The organism is Algicola sagamiensis DSM 14643 (genome assembly GCF_000374485.1).
In the GTDB taxonomy this organism is placed as follows: domain Bacteria; phylum Pseudomonadota; class Gammaproteobacteria; order Enterobacterales; family Alteromonadaceae; genus Algicola; species Algicola sagamiensis.
On sequence record NZ_KB894518.1, the window covers coordinates 1 to 16,955 of the forward strand.

Below are 16,955 nucleotides of genomic sequence, written 5' to 3' on the forward strand. Positions count from 1 at the left end.
GCTTGTGCCCCTTGTTTTAAAACGTCATTCAGTGGATCTATTTCTGGTGATTTCAGTGGTGATACTTTATGATTTGCCATGTGGTGTTTCTCTTTGTTGACTATTGATTTGTCAGATCAATCAACAGATTAGCACCACATTCTTTTTCTCACCTCATACACCAGAAATCATCATAGCTCCACCAAAATGGTTGAGTTTTGGTATATTTTCCTCATCTGAAGAGTAATCGCCAAAAACGTTTTCTAATGATTTCTGCATCATATCCGCACCTCTTATTGTTGGTTTGAATAGACGCGGAATTAACTAGTTTGTGAAGCAGAAGGCTGAGTTGGGGTTAGTATAACCTCTTCATGCTGATTTTCTGGACGTTTCTCCAATGAAACGCCCAGTGAAAAGTTGTTTGTTGATAAACATTATTCAAGAAAAGATTTTAATCAGCGAGTAGGAAAGAACTTATCTGACATCAACTTCCAGAAGTCGCGGAATCCAGAGTCTAACCATGGTGTTGGCATATTGAAACTTTGTATAGATCTTGAACCTAACCGATGGATCTTTCTTGATTTATTCCATATCTGATACCCATGGATATCAGGTCCTTACCAGTCCATCTAGTTTGAACTACCAGTTATTTAAACATTTTCTGATCGCACATAATATTGTTTTTCGAATGCAATTGGGTTTATTGACACATTGAACGAAAAGTGGCTTTTAGGGGATTTAATTTATTTTTAAATAAAAACAATCAAAAGAAATGAACACTGAATAATTAACTCTATTTATTCAGTACCTTAAAAAAAATCAAAAGCACAACAAAAATCATTCTTTGTTACTAATATATGACGTCGGATGATTTCGATGTTAATGTGAAACCGAATTATTCATTGCTCTTTGAGCACTTCCAATGCATTTATAAGAGGTAGTAAAGTTAGTATGAATAATGTATTTCAAAAAACGATCCTTTGCACCGTTACTGCAATTGCATTATCTGCGTGTGGTGGCAGTAAAAGTTCATCAAATCAAAATCATCACCTCAGCAAAACACCTGCTCTCAAGACGCTTGAGAAGGAAGGCAAGCTTGCTGTTGGCGTGACACTGAAGGCAAAGTCTACTTGTGACGACTGCGAAGGCTTTAGTCCTGTTTATACATGGATCATTGATAAAAACAACAATGGTAACTTTGGCGATGAAGGTGATTTAACCGTCTCCAAAGAAGAATATACATTTGTTGAGGAAGACTTGGGAGTTCGTGTTAGGCTTGAAGCGTTCTTATCAAATACTGATGGCACGAAAACAACAGAAGTAGAACATGTTGAGTACCAGCCATCCATCGTTAAAGAATATAGCACTTTTGAAGCGCAAGAATTCGCACGTTATGCTTTAAAATCAGATGGTACGCTTTTGTATGAAGTTTTAAATCCTTTACCATCTGATTATGAAGGTACGACACTTCCTTTTAAGCCAGAATACCGATCAGAGAAGTTTAATGCTGTATATGTTGAGAATGGCTATTTTCTGGCTGAAAAAATAGATGGTTCAATCGTAAACTGGGGGCAGCCACTCGCTATCCCAGCTGAGTTCCTTCCAAAATTAAAAAATAACATTCAAAATGTTGTTTTTAGAGCATACACAGTTGCTATTTTGACAAAAACAGGCCAAGTTTTTTCATGGCATACACCCGCAGCATCTGATATCTCAGTAATAAATGATAACCCTATCCCGCTTGAGCAATTAAAAAGTGGTGTGAAAAGCATCCATGCAACAGGCTATGCATTTGCAGCTTTAAAAACAAATGGTGACGTGATCACATGGGGACTAGAAGCTGCTGGAGGTAAAGTACCCGTTGAAGCTTCGAAGAATATTAGTGACCTTGTGAGTTTGAGAGCTTCATTTGCAGCAGTCACCAATGAACGGAAACTTGTAAACTGGGGAAGCGTAAATGTATCTCTTTCATTCACTCAAAACTGTATCCCGACAGTAGATGATGATGGTAATCCTTTTTTCGAATGTGAAATATCATTTGACTCTTTAAGAGTTGAAGAGTTCTCTAGGCCTCCAGCCGATGTCGAGAACATCAAAAGTATCTATCCAGTTGGGAACTCTGTGCTCGCTGTGCGTAATGACTACTCTACAGTTGCATGGGGCGAAGACAATTACTCTCAACCTGCTCCACCGCCACAGGTTTCTGTAACAAGTGCTTTTTATGAAAATGGAAGGTTTTTAACGACTTTTGATGATAATAATGTGTATTTTGCAAGGTCTTCATTCTCAAGTTTTTACCGTAGTAACTTAGATGAAGGACTCACAGCGAAGAAAGTGAACTTAGTGGATGATCTGTTAGCGGTTATCTTGACTGATAAAGGGCAAGTTGTATTTGTTGGCAATGATGCACAATCGTTCCAAGATAGAGTTGAACGTGATGTGCCTAACTTGATCCAGTCATTGGCAACAGGCGTCAAAGATATCCAAGTTAGCCGAACAGGTATCCTAGCATTAAAGGAAGATGGTGAGCTCCTCACGTGGGTTGATGGTCCTCAAGAAAACATCATCAGAAATATTGAGACAACAAATAAGTTTATTCGCCTAGAAAGTCATGGTTCAAGGCTCGTGGCAATTGGTGATGATGGTTCATTCAATATTTGGTCTAATCCACCATCGCGTGTATTACCTGCGATATGGGGCCAATTTGCACCAACAGAGACGAAAACAAGCTCTTTGGATTAAGCTTCGTTCCATATTGAAAAGTGCAAAGCGGGTAACGAGGATGTTGCCCATTTTCTCAAACAACCCATCCTTCATCAATTCATATTCCCGAATAAATCGTCCATTGGTTTGGTAGAGCATGGATGGATCTTTATGACCCATGGCATTGCTGATATCCCATAAGTTGCGGCCTTGGCTGATTTGAATGGTGAAGAAATCAATTAAACATGCTTCAGTTCTTGGGCCAAAGCGTAAGCAAAGTGCATGAGGTCATTCAAACTTTTAAAAGTTGCAGTGAATGGCTTTTCAGATTTAAATTGAATATTGATTTGTTGTGTTCTTGAAAGGACTTTGTTTGAATATCTATCTTTCTGTTCTGAGAGGATGAGCTGGACATCTGAAATATCATGGATTGAAATCTTATGCTCCGAAAAGATAAGCGTGGATCCTGGCAAAATATTCAGTTCATCTCCCTCGATTGAGAGCTCACGGTTCAACAGTACCTTTGATATGATGTTGCTGAACCCATGCATTACGCCATACGAAATGAGGGCGAGAATGCTATAGGTACTCCATTCTCCTAAGAATGGTAAAAGTGTTTCATCAAACAAATAAAGGAAAAGGATAAAAAACATCAAGAAATAAACTACTTTAGACATTATTAACGGATAATAGGGAAAAATATCAATCGGAATAGGTTTGAGATGGGCTTTAGTGTGAAGTACATGACAAGCGAGTCTAGTGAATAAAAGCTCAGATTTTTTTGAATAGGTTACAGGGATGCAATATGGACGTGCCTGACCACGAACAAAAATCTCGATTTGAGAGTCGTCAGATGTACAGAAAAAGTCATCTATTTCACTCATTTTCAACCGGAAGTCTATAAAACCTCTTATTTGCATCCCTTTATCAAATGAAGCGATGACGTCTTGCCCATCAATGACGATCGTGAATGAGTCATATAAATGCGTTTTATCCTCTTGCCTGAATTGGTCCTCAATTCGAAGAAAAGGTTTGTTTTCAAAAAAATTTGGGGCCATCAATTCAAAGATAGCTATTTTGGTTCATTTATCAAAAATAGCCATCCTAAAAAATTGGGTCAAAATTCACATTCTTAATCTCAAGCAATGGTATCATCACTCTTGCCTGGTAGCGCGGCGAGCATGAGCCGAAGTTTTTTGATGTGCTGATAGTGACTCGGGTTTATGGGGTGGATGTTGAGGTTGGGGGGCGGGGGGAACACGTGCATTTTCACCCTAAAAACGGGGTCTACGTGCAGATTTTTTGGACGCATTCACGGTCCAAACGGTGATTTTGAGACGTTTTGGGAAATGGAATAAGGGTATGATAAATCAGCGAAAGCCTTTAAAATCGGGCGCTCCCCAAGGTGCCGTTGTCAGTGCAGCCCTTGAACCATGCGTTATAAAGTTAGCGCTGTAAGTTATTGAAAATAAAATGAAATTCAACTTTCCGTATATTTCTCTCGATTTTATTGCAGATATTTCAGTAACAATATCATTACGATAGTTTGTCCTCATATTTTAATATCGGTTTCTCGAGAGCTGTTAGGTACCTGCTCATTTCGTCTTTTAGATCTTCTAAATCCTTACCAATGGGTGGTGTAGGCTCTTTTGAACAAGCGACAACCTCGCCATTTTCGTCATAATACACAGAATAAATCGCCAACTCGTTATTTCTCTCCATAACGCGATAACTCCAAGTCATAATTTTACCTTGCATGATCTTCTTTTATTTAGTGGTATATTAAGCCCTCTACAGCACGATGAATATTGAAATGATGAAAAAGGTTATTTGTTTTGCGATTGTATCGTTATATGTTGGTAATGTTTTCGCTTGTTCTTTTATGGTTTCAAAGGGTTTTCAGCCCACATTAAAAAACTGGGAACGTCATCCAGGGCCAGCACAACAAGGTGGATCTGGTGATTATTGGGAGAAGATCCCAAAACCTGTCATTGAAGTAAAAGAAATAACTCGTGGCTACGCAAAACAAGAGCAATCATGTGATGGAGATATTTGTGAGATCACCTATGATTCATGCAATGATGCAGGTACGTTATTAATGGAAGCTTCACTACCTAAAAGCTCAACCTACCAAGTCAAAGAGTTTGGGGTTTACCTCAGAATAAAAAGTGGTGAGCAACCCGATGAAATATTTCCTGAATCTCCTGTTTATAGCAGGGTTGAGAATGGCAAGATGGCTCTTTTCTTTGCTTGGCTAGATCAGCCTAAATCTCAACAAAAGCCATTGAACTTAACCGTTGAGGCGTTTTTTGTGGCAAATGACCTTTCGATCGGCCCTTCGATGACATTTAAAATCGAGCAGAAGTAAAAAACGGGGTTTTGTTGATGTCCAATGCCCAAGATAAAATGCTCTTTCATTTCGACCTATTTTACTGATGCAAGTTAAGGCACTGCGCCTTTTAAAGAGCTATCGATTGACCAACTCAAATAAGCTTTAACTTCATGCGTAGGATATTGACGTACAGCATTTTTTATTAATTTCCATACACACGCTTCAGTCCATAAGAAGTCATGTTCACTCGATTTCAAGTCAGACACACGATTTAAGCAGCGATGGATAACTTCTGAATAAACATGGATCGCTTGTAATGGATCCTCAAATTCAGGAAGCCCACACTCTTTTAATGAAAGTGATCTTATAATAACCGACAGCTCATTCGAAAGTTTGGTGTAAAAGCGGATCTTTTGTTCTTTTGGTAATGGTTCAACATCTTCAACAAAGCTACGTTTATTCATTCATGTTCCTTTTATAGATTAGCGCTCCCAACGTTTTTTTGGTGGTTGTGATAATTGCCAATCGATATACTCTTGGGGTGGGCGGTCGATATCAATAATATGCTCAGCTTTGAATGGAACTTCAACACCAAGGCCCAAGTAAAAATCATCTTCTGGGTCTAAACACGCAGGTTGTGAGTCCAATATACCGATATAGAAGTCACCGATAACTTCTGAGATAACGACATAGATCCGTTCACCCATGATTTCTATGTTGCCATCTTCGTCATAGCCTTCGATGTCAAAAATCAGTTTTGCCGCATCACCGACTTTTAGTGATTCTCGTTTCTCTAATTCTGGTATCCAAAAAGAGTCAGGGTTTTCATTATGGCATTTTTCACCAGAGCGTAATGTCCAGAAGTCTTCTTCAAGTGTTGGGATTCTGAGGATTGTAAACATGATGAATATTTTTAAGACGAACCTAATATAAGTCAGCAGATAGTACCAAATATTTTTCTATTAGAAAAATTAAGCGCCATCAGGCCGACAAAACAGATCACCAGTCAATAACTCATATTCCCTTAAGAAGTTGCCATATGTGTTATAAAGCATCGATGGATCTTTATGACCCAAGACTTTACATAGGTCCCATAGGTTTCTGCCTTGACTGATCTGGATGGTGGCGTATGTATGTCTGAGTTGGTAAGCATATCGATATCTGACATTCGCTTCTTTGCATAGGCGGACGAACATTCGACGAATAGAGTAGCTATCCCATCTGCCTTGTGTATTTGGATTGATAAACACTAAAGGCTGTTTTTCTGTCAGTCCTTTGAGCGCTTCAATGGTTTCTTTCAGTTCTTCGTCATTGATCAGAATATCGCGGATCCCGCTTTTTGTTTTAGGCGTACCAGTCTTCCCGACGGAAGAGACGTAGTTTTCGCTAATACGGATCAGGTTTTTATTGAAAAGAATATGTTCCCATTTTAATGCACATAGTTCGCCAGTTCTCATTCCTGTTTTTAACCAGAAGCGGATCAAGAGGCGTTCGTACTCATTTCTACAGGCTTCATCAAGAGAGCGGATCTCATCTAAGGTGAATGGATCGATTTTTTCACCATCTTCCGCATGCTTTGGAACAAGGTATTTATACAGCTTGAATCGATGCATCGGGTTATCTTGGATCAGACCATCATTCAAAGCTTCATAAAGAACATCTTTCAAAATCTTCAGGCGGTCGCGAATGGTTGAGGGTGACTTATTGTGTTCCACCTGAAGTTTGATGGTGTAATCACGCAATAGGTCAACAGTGATCTCATCAGGTTTTAAGTGACCAATTTCTTCAATGAGCTTTTTGACACGACCTTTGTATGCGGTAATCGAGCCCGGCTTGAGCTGCCTCAATTTTGCATGGTCAATGTAATTATTCAGGTAGTAGGCCATCAACGTTGATTTAGGCTGCTTCACAAATATGGACAGCTTTTTACTATTTGGGAAAAACTCTTCGTATTTGAAATCACCCAATGCAATTTGATTGAGGATGATCGCTCTTAAGTTTTCCGCCCGTTTGATATTGCTTGGATCGGCCTTGATCGCAGGGAACTTCTCCCGGCAAGTCACCCCTCTGTACGTGAAGCTGATATAAATCGTCTCCCGTCCAGAAGGGTACTTTTTGATGGTGATCCCTACAGGTAATTGATGCTGCTTTTGCGAACCCATTTGTCCACGGCCTCCAAATCAATAAAGCGCCCAGCGCCATCCACTTCAACAACTTCCTGGCCTAATGACCAGATCCCTTTACTCAATCTTTGACGGATACTATCTGGCTTCACATGAAACTGTTCGCAGTAAGCACGTTGTGGAATACATTGACTGGTCGGCACCTCTTTCATTCGCTCCCGAACCACGGCATCAATCATCTCGAGCATGAGTGGTTTTTCGATATTCACGTTCTCAGACATCGTTCTATCCTTTGTATGATTTATGTGCGTATATGCAACGATATATCATCATAAAGTGTGATAATATCGCATGCGTAAGGGGTTCAATTTTCATGGTTATTTGGTGCATGGCATGATCCCTTCTTTAGGTTTCACGTGGACAGGACAATCAACCCATGCACATGCATCAAAGTGCATCCGGTCCTTGGTCAATTCATAGAGTGAAACACCATCAATATCGTCGCTCACCTCATCGATATTGTTTCCATTGAGTGCGACGACTGTATCCCCGCCAGTGCCAAGCATTTCAAAATGAATACCTTTCTGAATACATTCGCTATAGGCTTTTTCGAACTTGCGAAATGCTGTGCGCTGGCTAGGTGTCATCAGTAACTTTTCTTTGAGTTTCTCACTTTCATACCCAGGTGATGACTGAAAATTCATGCCGCTTCCTCCATTCGTGTATGCATGTCAGTTTTCAGCGCATCGAGTAGCGCTTTTTGGGTGGTGTTTTTGTACGCCAATGCTTTGAGTAACGACATGTCCACGGAGTCTTCAACGGCTAAGTGGTGAATAATGACGGGCTTGGTTTGCCCTTGGCGGTGGAGCCGACCGTTAAACTGTTGGTACAACTCCAATGACCAATTCAGGCCGAACCATACAATGATTGAACCACCTTGTTGTAGGTTGAGTCCATGTCCGGCACTGGCGGGGTGGGCTAACAGGATATCGATCTTGCCCTCGTTCCATCGCTCGATTGTCCGATTACTCTTGTCTAACGTTTGGGCTTCAGGAAATGCCTTTTTCAGCCGTGCTAAATCCGACTTGTAGTTGTACGCAACCAGCACCGGGCCGTTGGCGTCTTCTATAATCTCTTTGAGTGCATCGATTTTTAAGGTGTGAATTTCTTCGTAACGACCAGCCTCATCGATATACAGCGCACCGTTACAGAATTGGAGCAATTTCCCGGATAAGGCCGCCGCGCTCACGGCTTCGATTTCGGCTTCTTCAAGCAGTAATAAGAAATCACGCTCCAGGTCTTGGTATTGCCGCTTTTGTTTCTGCCCAAGCGGAATGGGGATCACGTTATCAACTCGCTTCGGTAAGTCTAAGTAATCCTCCGCAGAGAGGGTCAAGCAGATGTCTTGCAGCTTTTCGTAAATCGCGTCTTCAGCACCTTCGCGAAGGGTCCAGTTGTAACCCATATAGTCCTGATTGAAATACGTCAGGCGATACTTCGAAATGGTTTTTCCTAAACGCTCCCCTTTATCCAGTAGAAAAATCTGTGTCCAGATATCCATTAAGCCGTTGCTGGCAGGGGTTCCTGTGAGTTGCACCATGCGATGCAATCTGGGAAGCGTTTTCTTTAACGCCTTGAAACGCTTTGCCTGGTACGATTTGAAACTACTGGACTCATCAATCACCACCATGTCGTAGGGCCATTCTTTTTTGAAGACATCGACCAGCCAGGGAACCAGCTCGCGATTGATCAAATGGATATCGGTGTCGCGATAGAGCTTCTCCATCCGCGCCTGGGGCGTGCCTGATATCACTTCAAAGCTCAGGTGCTGGGTGTGTTTCCAATTGTGGATTTCGCTCGGCCATGTATGCTGCGCCACACGCAGCGGAGCGATAATAAGCACCCGGCTCACTTCAAAATCTGCAATGAAGTCTGCAATCGCGGTGAGCGTTGAGACGGTTTTGCCCAATCCCATATCGACCCACAGCGCACAGAATGGGGTGTGTTTAATAAAGTCCACCGACCGATGTTGATAGGGGTGGAGCATGTCGCGATTGAGGTTCATGCGGCTTGTCCTTTTTTCAAAATGACGTGATCCACACCATCCATGTATTGATAGATGGCACCCATCCCACTTAAGGTCATGACCGTGCACGCCAAGTCTTGTAAGCGCTGTTGCTCTTTTTTCTGAAGGGCGGACAGGACGCCTTTTTCGGTTTTCAGTTCAATGAAATGCACATGGCCACCCGGCCAGATGACAAGACGATCGGGAACACCGCGCTGACCAGGACTGGTGTATTTGCGCGTCATGCCGCCTCGGTTTTTCACCAGCTTGACGAACTTGGCTTCGATTTCGGATTCTTTGTAGCGTTCGGGGCTCATCACGCGGCCTCCTTTTTTGTGCATTGGGTTGGGGTGCAGAGGTGGGTGATCGGCAACTCAGCATGGGCCACCCGGTTACCGTTATCCCAGATAAACCAGCCGTATTCGCATGTATCACTAGCGCTGTTGTTGATTTTTGCGAAGCTAGGACGCGGGGTGATCACCTTGATATGGGGCGGTGTGCCAAATGTTTCCCAGAATTCACAGCGCTTTTTAGAGCCGAGGAAGTTCAAACGAAGCAGAAAAATCATTGTTCCATCTTCGGCTAGCTCACGCTTCGCTTTCTCTAAAAACTCTGTCGCCAGTGAGAATGGCGGATTAGTAATGATCACATCAATGTTGTTGAAGGGGGTTTTTAAATAGTCCACGCCTTCACTGAGTTCAGCCCAGCACTTTTGGTTTCCAGGCAGGGGAATACGATTGTAAATTGCACCCTCACCACGGCAAGGTTCTAAAAACACATCATTCGGGCGAAAGGTCATCGTTTCGAGTAGTGCATCAACCACCTTGGCTGGGGTGGGGTAAAACTCATTTTTGATGACGTTTCCGGTTGTGCGGCTCATTGTTCCGTGCTCCGTTGTTGTTATTTTCTATACCGCAGTGCTTCAAAACCTTCGACAGCGATGGGCAGACCGTCAGCCCAATCTGGGGTTTGGCACATGAGGGATTCAAATTCGTTGAGGCTGCCGAAATCGATGTCGGCTTCGCCAATAATTTCATCGTGGACCGTGAGAATAATTTCATATCCGGCCTTTTCTAAGCGCAGCATGGCATCGGCCATCAAGTCGCGGGCCACGGCTTGGGCGATATTCTCGACCAGCTTGCCGCCGTAGGTATTCAATTCCATCCATTTTTTGCTTTCAGAGTGAACACCCCAAAAGTGAATTTGTGGGGCGCCAAACTTGCCTTCTTTGAGGCTTGGCGCGTAGTAGGAGAGGGTGCGCCCTGAGGGCAGACGGCACATCAGAAAGCTGCCGATTTTATGAAAGGCAACATTGCGGACCTGAAATGTGAGTCCTGGTTCCGCCACCGCTTTGATGGCCGCCCGTTCGATGTTGTACCAGTAGGACACAATGCGTTTGTTCGACTGGCGCCAATCGTTTTTGACCCGCTCGGCCAGCGCTTCCGGGATATCGACGTCATAACTCATCGCCATCGCAAGGAAGGCTTTGCTGCCACCTTGGTAGCCCAGGGCAAGCGTGGCAATTTTCCCGATAAAACGTTGTTCGGAGGTGACTTGTTCAAGCGGGATATTGTAGATTTGTGTCGCGGTGTATTCGTAGATTTTGCCGTGACCGCGAAAGACATCAAGGATATCGTCTTGGCCTGCCAGCCACGGCAATACGCGGGCTTCAATCGCAGCGTAATCCACAACCAAAAGGCGCTTTCCTTCTGAGGCGGTGAGCATGCCACGAATACAAGAGGACAGGGCTTCTAACGGCTCTGCGTAGAGAATTTGCAGTAATTCCGGGTCGCGATATTGAAACAGCGCAATACAGGTATCGGTGCCCTTAAAGCTTGAACGGGGCAGGTTATGGGGTTGGAATAATCGGCCTGACCAACGCCCAGTGGATGCGCCATGATAAGCAAGCAGCCCATGCGCACGGCCATCCGAGACGACTTTTTCAAGGGTGGTGTACTTGGCAAGACTGGTTTTGCCTGTCTGTTGGCGAATTTCAATCAAGCGTCTGGCAAGCTCAGGTAACTTCGGGTCCTTCATGACCTGCGCCAGATACTCTTTATTGAACGCTTCCAACGGATATCCAAGTTCACGGATGTACTGCTTTACATCGCCAATTTGAGAGACGTTTTGCAGCTCGCCGTTGGTAAGCTGCTTCACTTCATCATTCAATGTTTCTTTGACGGGTTTCATCATGGCGCGGGCATGACCCACCGCTTCCATGTCTACGCACATCCCGCGGATATTGATTTTCTGATCTAGCTCCCAAACCTGACGTTCTTTGGCTGAGAGCGGGCGCAGTAATTTTCCGATGGCCCGCTCAGCGACGACATCCTGTTTGCAATAGTCATACAGGCTACGCAGCATATCGGGGTCTTGAATTCGCTTCCCGCGAAACGGCTTACACAACATCTGAATAAGCCGCTTGCCTTGCTTATCCTTTTGTTGGTCAGAGGGTAAACCGATGGCTTTTCCACATCCCTCTAAAGAACGCGGCAGGGCAAGGGCGGCTGCGTGTGCCGCTGTGTCGGTCCAATTGGCAATCGGTGCTTCAGGCCAGCCCATCGTATGGTGCCAGAGACACCACTCAAAAAAGCTGTTCCAGGCGCACAACATAAATTGCGTCGGGTTGCGTACAAATTCCGGCAACGCCTCCCCGGGTAACCATAACTGCGGTTCTTCATCGCCATAGGCGTACGCCATGCAAAGCAGTGCTGTACTTTCATGTTTCGAATAGCCCCAGACACCACCACTTTTGAGGTCGAATTCGCTGTAGGTTTCAAAATCCAGGCTGACGGTTTGCATGGCGTCCATTCCTTCTTAGTTATCCCAACCTTCAAACAACTGTACTTTCGGCAGCGCCTTTTTCACTTTGCTGATCGCTTCGCTAAAGGCGTGTTCAAGGACACGTTTGGGGTCAATGAGTTTGTAAGAGAAGGTCACATTGCCTTCGCGCAAACGATATCGGAGACGGGCTTTGACTTCGTATTTGTCACCGTTGTGGAAAGGGGCGATCCCTAACGTAAATTCTTCCGGGAATTCGATGGTGCCTTTCTGGTTGTCTTCACTATATTGCAGTTGGAACTCACCCGTACTTAAGCGCATGGCGTTACCAAAGACTGCCTTGCGAATAACTCGAAATTGTGTTGCAAGCTCTAATAACTCGCCGCCTGTCGGCTCTGTCACATCTTGTGCGCGGTCTTCCAAAAACTCTGCAAACTCTTCTTGTGTAAATCCTTTATCGTTCTTGTCTAACCAGATACTCCATTCATCGGCGCGTTTGCATTGGTAGACCGCTTTATGTGAACACCAAGATGCGCTTTCTTTGTTGTGGTAATCCAGCACGGCTTTAAAAATCAAATCGTCTTGATCGGCAAACAGCACAGACTCATCTTTTTTATACAGCTTCACATAGTCGATAAAGCTCTCGATATCGTTAAACTGCGGCTTCGCTTCGACTTTGCGAGGGCCTCCTGCATAAGCTTGAAGGTCTGCAATTTTGCAGCCTTGCGGCACGACCATAAAATGGCCGCCGTGCAACTCATGAACCTGTTGGGCGTTGATGTGTTCGACGAAAGCTTCTGTTTCGGTACTCATTCTTTTTATTCCTGTATTGAAATGGTTGTTGGTTTAGCGCACAGCGTCGTTGTTATGAGACGCGTTTGAGCGTCGTACTCGCTTCTTCGAGCTGGTGTATGGCTGAACTGCTTGGCTCGATGGTTTTTAAATTGGCGTTTTGTTGGCTTGGGTCGTTTTGAAGCAAGTCACCGTCGTAGGTGGAGAACAGAATGGTTTCGCCGCGATCATGCTCAGGCACCGTTTTCTTGAGGGTGGCGGCGACTTTCATGGCGTCTTCGTCGGATTTACTGAACATGGCGAAGTCCAGTTGCAAGAGGAGTTTGCCTTTCTTGCCTGTTTCGCGCACGGCTTGCACCACCTCCGCGTAAGCTTCCGTCGCTTCATCATTGATGCAGCCTTTGTTCAAGTAGGTCAGGACGTGGTGAAATGGGGTCAATCGTTGTTCTTCGTTCATGGTCATGGTCTCTTTTGATGTTGTCGTTCAAATTAGTGGCGCTTTTTGGAGCACAGGCAGCGCCGGGCCTGTTGGGCTGCTAGGCTGCGAAATCCAAATCAATGTCATCGTCACCGAGGAATTCGCTGTCTTCATCACTGATGCTTTCAAAGCCTTCCATTGCTTTTTCAGTGGAGACGTGAAGTTCAGATAAGGGCTGACCTTCTGCGGCGAATTGCACGGCGATCAACTCGCAATTCACACGCTTGCCGTATTTGTTGTCTTGCCACCAAAGGCGAACTTTGGCGTTGACGTAACAGCCGGAGTAGATCGGGCATTTTTCTTCATCATGGATCTGGTCCTTGCCATTGGTACTCAGGACAAGCGGGCGTGTGCCTGTATTGGCCGAAAGCACCCGATAGCCTTCGTATTCTTCGCGGCCTTTGTCTTCGCCATCGCGTAAGCAAAGCTTCTCACTTGGGATTTTCTTGCCTTTTGCTTTGGTCTTGATGAAATCGTCAATGTTGGATTGGATCGCCTGGATCCCTTCGGCATTGGCCTTGGGGTCGAGCATCAAGGCGCAACCGAATTTCCCTTCATCGCCGTTAATGATGGGTTTGGTGAACAGGTGCGGAAATGAGATCCGAACATTCTTGAGCATGATGAAATCTGACATTTCTTTTCTTCCTCTATATAAGCAGTAAGTTTTTTAGTTATGCTGCGGCCTCGAACCCGTCGGTGGGGTCGATGAGGATCGCAGGACGTTTATCGGAGTCGTGTACGACGGTTGGTTTGCCCTCTGGCTTGATCACGTGTTCTTTCAAGACAAGGTGACCTTTACCTAGGAGTTTTTCGGCTTGGGTTGGCGTGACCAATTTCTTGGTGTAAATCTCGGCAACTTTGAGTTTTGTTTTACGCAGGGCTTGCTCGGCTGCTTCTGCATCGAACCACTGCCGAGTAGAACGACCTGCAACCAACTTGTAACCCGGGATTGAATGACCATCGGACAGCTGCGAGTGTGCATACCCTTCAACCGCGCTGGCCCAATCCTTTAACGCCTTGAGCTGTGGCAAAATCGCAGCGACTTCTTCTGGGGTCAGCGTGTTGGGTGCTTTCGGTTCAATCGGAACAACCACGGCTTCAAACCCATCGGTTGCCAGTTTTAAGTTATGCTCTGCAAAGGCTTTGCACTGACCTTTAGCTTTACAGAACCGACACTGCTTTTCGCCTGGATGGGTGACGGGGTTATCCGCAAAGACGGCTTGCGCTTTGACGCTGGCTTCTTCTGCCCATGCTTTTAGCTCGTCCATGCTGATATCCCATTCGCTGATATGGTCGAGCCGTGGCTGAACAATCACCACTGTGAACGAGTCCAGGCAATACAAGAAGTCATAATCGTTGAGCGTCCCAAGGGCGTATAACATGGCCTGTGGGTTATGCTCGGCATCGACTTTGACGCCTTTTCCGTATTTCAGGTCGATAATGGTGGCGTGGTTGTCGTTGATCACAATCGCATCGGACGTGCCAAACCCATCCGGTACCCAGGGACTGAAGTCCACGCGCTTTTCAATCATGAGCTCACCGGGGTAGCTGCGCACCAAGTCCAGATACACCTGAACGTATTCCGCCATTTCCTCGTCAACCGGGTAGTTCGGATATGCGTCAAACGTGGTACCAATAAAGGCTTTCGCGTCGACGGCTTGCTTGAGGCATTGCTCCGCCAGATGGTGCGCCGCGCTGCCTTCTTCTGCATGTGCGCTTGTAGTGTCCGGTATCCCTTCTTCCATCTGGATAGAAGCAGGGCAGGCCATCCAACGGTGGGCGCTTGAGGCACTGAGTCTTGCGTGTTCCATTACGCCGCTTCCTTATAGTTGTTCGCGACTTTGATCACGTTGGCGTACTCTTCAACGTTCAGCTCATTGATGTTACGGACCTTAAATTCCTTCATGATCGCGATCCCTGCATTTTTCCCTTTGTCTTCAACGAGGGCTTGCAGGGCTGCCCGGACATCATCCTTTGTAAACGCAGGCGCCTCATTGGCCGGTGCTGCTTCTTTTTTGGCAGCTGGCTTGGCCTGCGGTTTAGGCGAGGGTTTGGCGGTCTCTTGTGCCACGGATTGCTGTTGCATGGTTGCGGTCAGTGCTTCGATGGCGTGTTTGAGAGATTCTAATTGTTGTTCAAGGCTCATGGCGGTTCCCCTTAAGCGGCTTCGTTGAGCTGTGTTTCAGCAAGTTGTTCTAGTTTCTTCGCTTCGTCCCAAAGCTCTGCAATGCGTAAGGCAACCTCGGGCGACTCTGCGTATTCTTCAAATCGAGCCAAGTCATCTAACAGCGGTAGCAAGATGTCTTGTATGGCTTCGCGCTCACGTTCATGGCGCTGCTTGATTTCTTGGTGTTTGTATTCCATCAGCTCCAGGCGAGCAGAGAATTCTTTGAGTTCGGCTTCTTCCGAGTCACGGAAGTGGTTGATCAACTCTTCGTTGGTGAAGTTGCTAAATGTCACAGGCATGGAATTGTCTCCCTTCGAAAAGGACTGAATGATCAGGGGGAAAGATTGCGCACGGCCCAGAAGTAAACGGGCTCTTTTAGAACGGAACTGTTGTAGGCGTTGCTCGTTCGAGAACTCCTGAACGGCGATGGCATTCATAGACGTCGTGTTTTTCGTTTTATCGTGTTTCGTGTTCATAATTAAAAGCACTATGTACTGTATTTACAGATCATGATAGAAGCAAAAAACACTATGTCAATTAAAAAATGGGTACTAAGAGATTTTTTGGGTTAATATTGGTTTGTGAATATATTTTATTTTGGTAAACAGATACTTCTTGATAAGAAAAGAATTGAAATTCGTTAAGTTAGAGCTTTTTATGTAATACAATAAGTCGATTTTTTAACGATAAATAGCGATATATTCCTATTTACACGTCTGTGTATTTGCATGAACATTTATGAGAAATAACTTAAAGGTTACGCATGAAAAAAGCTGATTCTGAAAAAACAGTATGTGAATTAAATAATGATGAGGTCATGACTGTAAGTGGTGGTAAGAAGGTGGAGTTGCCCGAAAAGGTGAAAGTCGAAACAGTTTTCATATCTTATGCGGGGAATGGCGGCGGAATACTTCCTACAAGGCCAGATAGCCAAAAATGATAAAGAAAGTTACTGTAAAAACTGAATTGGTTCCTTTATCAAAAGCTGAACTCAGAAATGTTTTTGGTGGCTCAAATTCATTAAGTACGTCAAAAACTAACGTAGTAATTAAGCCACGGTCAGGCAATGGTGGTGGGAAGTTGCCGCCAAGAAAGTTAAAAGGAATAGGGTAGTGGACTTTATCCAATCAACTGAATTTAAGCTAAATCTGTTGATCACATGTTTGTATGCTCTGCCTTTCTTTTTGTACAAGTCAGAGACTGTAGAAGGTGACAAGTATAGGTACTTGTCATTAAGTTGAGCTATAGTCAAATCTGGTGTATGACATGATCATGCAGCATCCTGTTGATCATCCGACGTTACTTTTTCTCCATCCTTGAATTCGATCCCTGCAATGACATCCGCTAGAAGGCGGTAGCCTCTCAATCGACGCCATTTATTTTGTGCGGTTACCAGCAGCTTATAAGCCATCGCCAGTGTCGTTTTTCGACTGCCACAATGCTTACTTTTCGTGGTTCTTAAACGAACCGTCGCAAACACGGACTCGATTGGATTTGTCGTTCGAATATGTTGCCAGTGCTCCGCTGGAAAGTCG

At 44.7% G+C, this 16,955-nt stretch carries 21 protein-coding genes; 3 read left to right on the top strand and 18 right to left on the bottom strand.

Features of this window, described 5'->3' with window-relative positions; genetic code table 11:
• Positions 1 to 930 precede the first annotated feature (930 nt).
• Positions 931 to 2,721, top strand: a complete 1,791-nt coding sequence (locus C505_RS0120500; protein WP_018694513.1) for an RCC1 domain-containing protein — start codon at positions 931 to 933, stop codon at positions 2,719 to 2,721.
• A 200-nt stretch (positions 2,722 to 2,921) separates the two neighbouring features.
• Here the strand turns inward: C505_RS0120500 and C505_RS0120505 are convergent, their stop codons facing one another.
• Together C505_RS0120505 and C505_RS0120510 are read right to left on the bottom strand one after the other, a co-directional pair.
• Complete coding sequence (locus C505_RS0120505; RefSeq protein ID WP_157369256.1) at positions 2,922 to 3,566, bottom strand: hypothetical protein; 645 nt, start codon at positions 3,564 to 3,566, stop codon at positions 2,922 to 2,924.
• A gap of 652 nt (positions 3,567 to 4,218) precedes the next feature.
• On the bottom strand, positions 4,219 to 4,425 hold the full coding sequence (locus C505_RS0120510) for a hypothetical protein (RefSeq protein WP_157369258.1): 207 nt from the start codon (positions 4,423 to 4,425) through the stop codon (positions 4,219 to 4,221).
• Positions 4,426 to 4,495: 70 nt separating this feature from the next.
• Between C505_RS0120510 and C505_RS0120515 the strand changes: the two genes are divergently transcribed.
• On the top strand, positions 4,496 to 5,050 hold the full coding sequence (locus tag C505_RS0120515) for a hypothetical protein (protein WP_018694516.1): 555 nt from the start codon (positions 4,496 to 4,498) through the stop codon (positions 5,048 to 5,050).
• 74 nt (positions 5,051 to 5,124) lie between these two features.
• Here C505_RS0120515 and C505_RS0120520 read toward each other — a convergent pair whose 3' ends face one another.
• The 15 genes from C505_RS0120520 to C505_RS0120590 form a co-directional block, all read right to left on the bottom strand.
• Entirely contained in the window at positions 5,125 to 5,478 is a 354-nt protein-coding gene (locus tag C505_RS0120520) for a hypothetical protein (RefSeq protein WP_018694517.1), read from the bottom strand.
• Positions 5,479 to 5,496: 18 nt separating this feature from the next.
• Positions 5,497 to 5,916, bottom strand: a complete 420-nt coding sequence (locus tag C505_RS0120525) for a hypothetical protein (protein WP_018694518.1) — start codon at positions 5,914 to 5,916, stop codon at positions 5,497 to 5,499.
• A gap of 69 nt (positions 5,917 to 5,985) precedes the next feature.
• A complete protein-coding gene (locus tag C505_RS0120530) occupies positions 5,986 to 7,176 on the bottom strand; it encodes a tyrosine-type recombinase/integrase (RefSeq protein ID WP_018694519.1) in 1,191 nt (396 codons plus the stop codon).
• A complete protein-coding gene (locus tag C505_RS0120535) occupies positions 7,143 to 7,418 on the bottom strand; it encodes a hypothetical protein (protein WP_018694520.1) in 276 nt (91 codons plus the stop codon). Before C505_RS0120535 ends, C505_RS0120530 begins: the two co-directional genes overlap by 34 nt.
• Positions 7,419 to 7,514: 96 nt before the next feature.
• Positions 7,515 to 7,841, bottom strand: a complete 327-nt coding sequence (locus C505_RS0120540) for a hypothetical protein (RefSeq protein ID WP_018694521.1) — start codon at positions 7,839 to 7,841, stop codon at positions 7,515 to 7,517.
• Positions 7,838 to 9,202 carry a DEAD/DEAH box helicase gene (locus C505_RS0120545; RefSeq protein ID WP_018694522.1) on the bottom strand — a complete coding sequence of 455 codons (1,365 nt, stop codon included), beginning with the start codon at positions 9,200 to 9,202 and terminating at the stop codon, positions 7,838 to 7,840. Before C505_RS0120545 ends, C505_RS0120540 begins: the two co-directional genes overlap by 4 nt.
• Complete coding sequence (locus C505_RS0120550) at positions 9,199 to 9,519, bottom strand: PDDEXK family nuclease (protein WP_018694523.1); 321 nt, start codon at positions 9,517 to 9,519, stop codon at positions 9,199 to 9,201. The genes C505_RS0120545 and C505_RS0120550 overlap by 4 nt, the downstream gene beginning before the upstream one ends.
• Positions 9,519 to 10,082 carry a class I SAM-dependent methyltransferase gene (locus C505_RS0120555; protein WP_018694524.1) on the bottom strand — a complete coding sequence of 188 codons (564 nt, stop codon included), beginning with the start codon at positions 10,080 to 10,082 and terminating at the stop codon, positions 9,519 to 9,521. Before C505_RS0120555 ends, C505_RS0120550 begins: the two co-directional genes overlap by 1 nt.
• 20 nt (positions 10,083 to 10,102) lie before the next feature.
• A complete protein-coding gene (locus C505_RS0120560; protein ID WP_026318133.1) occupies positions 10,103 to 12,004 on the bottom strand; it encodes a DNA polymerase in 1,902 nt (633 codons plus the stop codon).
• 15 nt (positions 12,005 to 12,019) lie between these two features.
• Entirely contained in the window at positions 12,020 to 12,796 is a 777-nt protein-coding gene (locus tag C505_RS0120565) for a DUF2303 family protein (RefSeq protein ID WP_018694526.1), read from the bottom strand.
• 52 nt (positions 12,797 to 12,848) lie between these two features.
• Positions 12,849 to 13,232 (bottom strand): hypothetical protein, encoded by a 384-nt coding sequence (locus tag C505_RS0120570; protein ID WP_040440443.1) that lies wholly within the window; start codon positions 13,230 to 13,232, stop codon positions 12,849 to 12,851.
• 79 nt (positions 13,233 to 13,311) lie between these two features.
• The gene (locus tag C505_RS0120575; RefSeq protein WP_018694528.1) at positions 13,312 to 13,887 is read right to left on the bottom strand and encodes an ssDNA-binding protein; all 576 of its coding nucleotides are present in this window, start codon (positions 13,885 to 13,887) and stop codon (positions 13,312 to 13,314) included.
• Positions 13,888 to 13,924: 37 nt separating this feature from the next.
• Positions 13,925 to 15,064 (bottom strand): DUF2800 domain-containing protein, encoded by a 1,140-nt coding sequence (locus C505_RS0120580; RefSeq protein WP_018694529.1) that lies wholly within the window; start codon positions 15,062 to 15,064, stop codon positions 13,925 to 13,927.
• Entirely contained in the window at positions 15,064 to 15,399 is a 336-nt protein-coding gene (locus tag C505_RS0120585) for a hypothetical protein (protein WP_018694530.1), read from the bottom strand. The genes C505_RS0120580 and C505_RS0120585 overlap by 1 nt, the downstream gene beginning before the upstream one ends.
• A gap of 11 nt (positions 15,400 to 15,410) precedes the next feature.
• On the bottom strand, positions 15,411 to 15,896 hold the full coding sequence (locus C505_RS0120590) for a hypothetical protein (RefSeq protein ID WP_157369260.1): 486 nt from the start codon (positions 15,894 to 15,896) through the stop codon (positions 15,411 to 15,413).
• 287 nt (positions 15,897 to 16,183) lie between these two features.
• On the opposite strand from C505_RS0120590, the gene C505_RS24500 reads away from it, so the two are divergent.
• A complete protein-coding gene (locus C505_RS24500; protein ID WP_018694532.1) occupies positions 16,184 to 16,360 on the top strand; it encodes a hypothetical protein in 177 nt (58 codons plus the stop codon).
• 330 nt (positions 16,361 to 16,690) lie between these two features.
• Here C505_RS24500 and C505_RS23250 read toward each other — a convergent pair.
• A partial coding sequence (locus C505_RS23250) for a transposase (RefSeq protein WP_018692730.1) occupies positions 16,691 to 16,955 on the bottom strand: 265 nt, incomplete at its 5' end.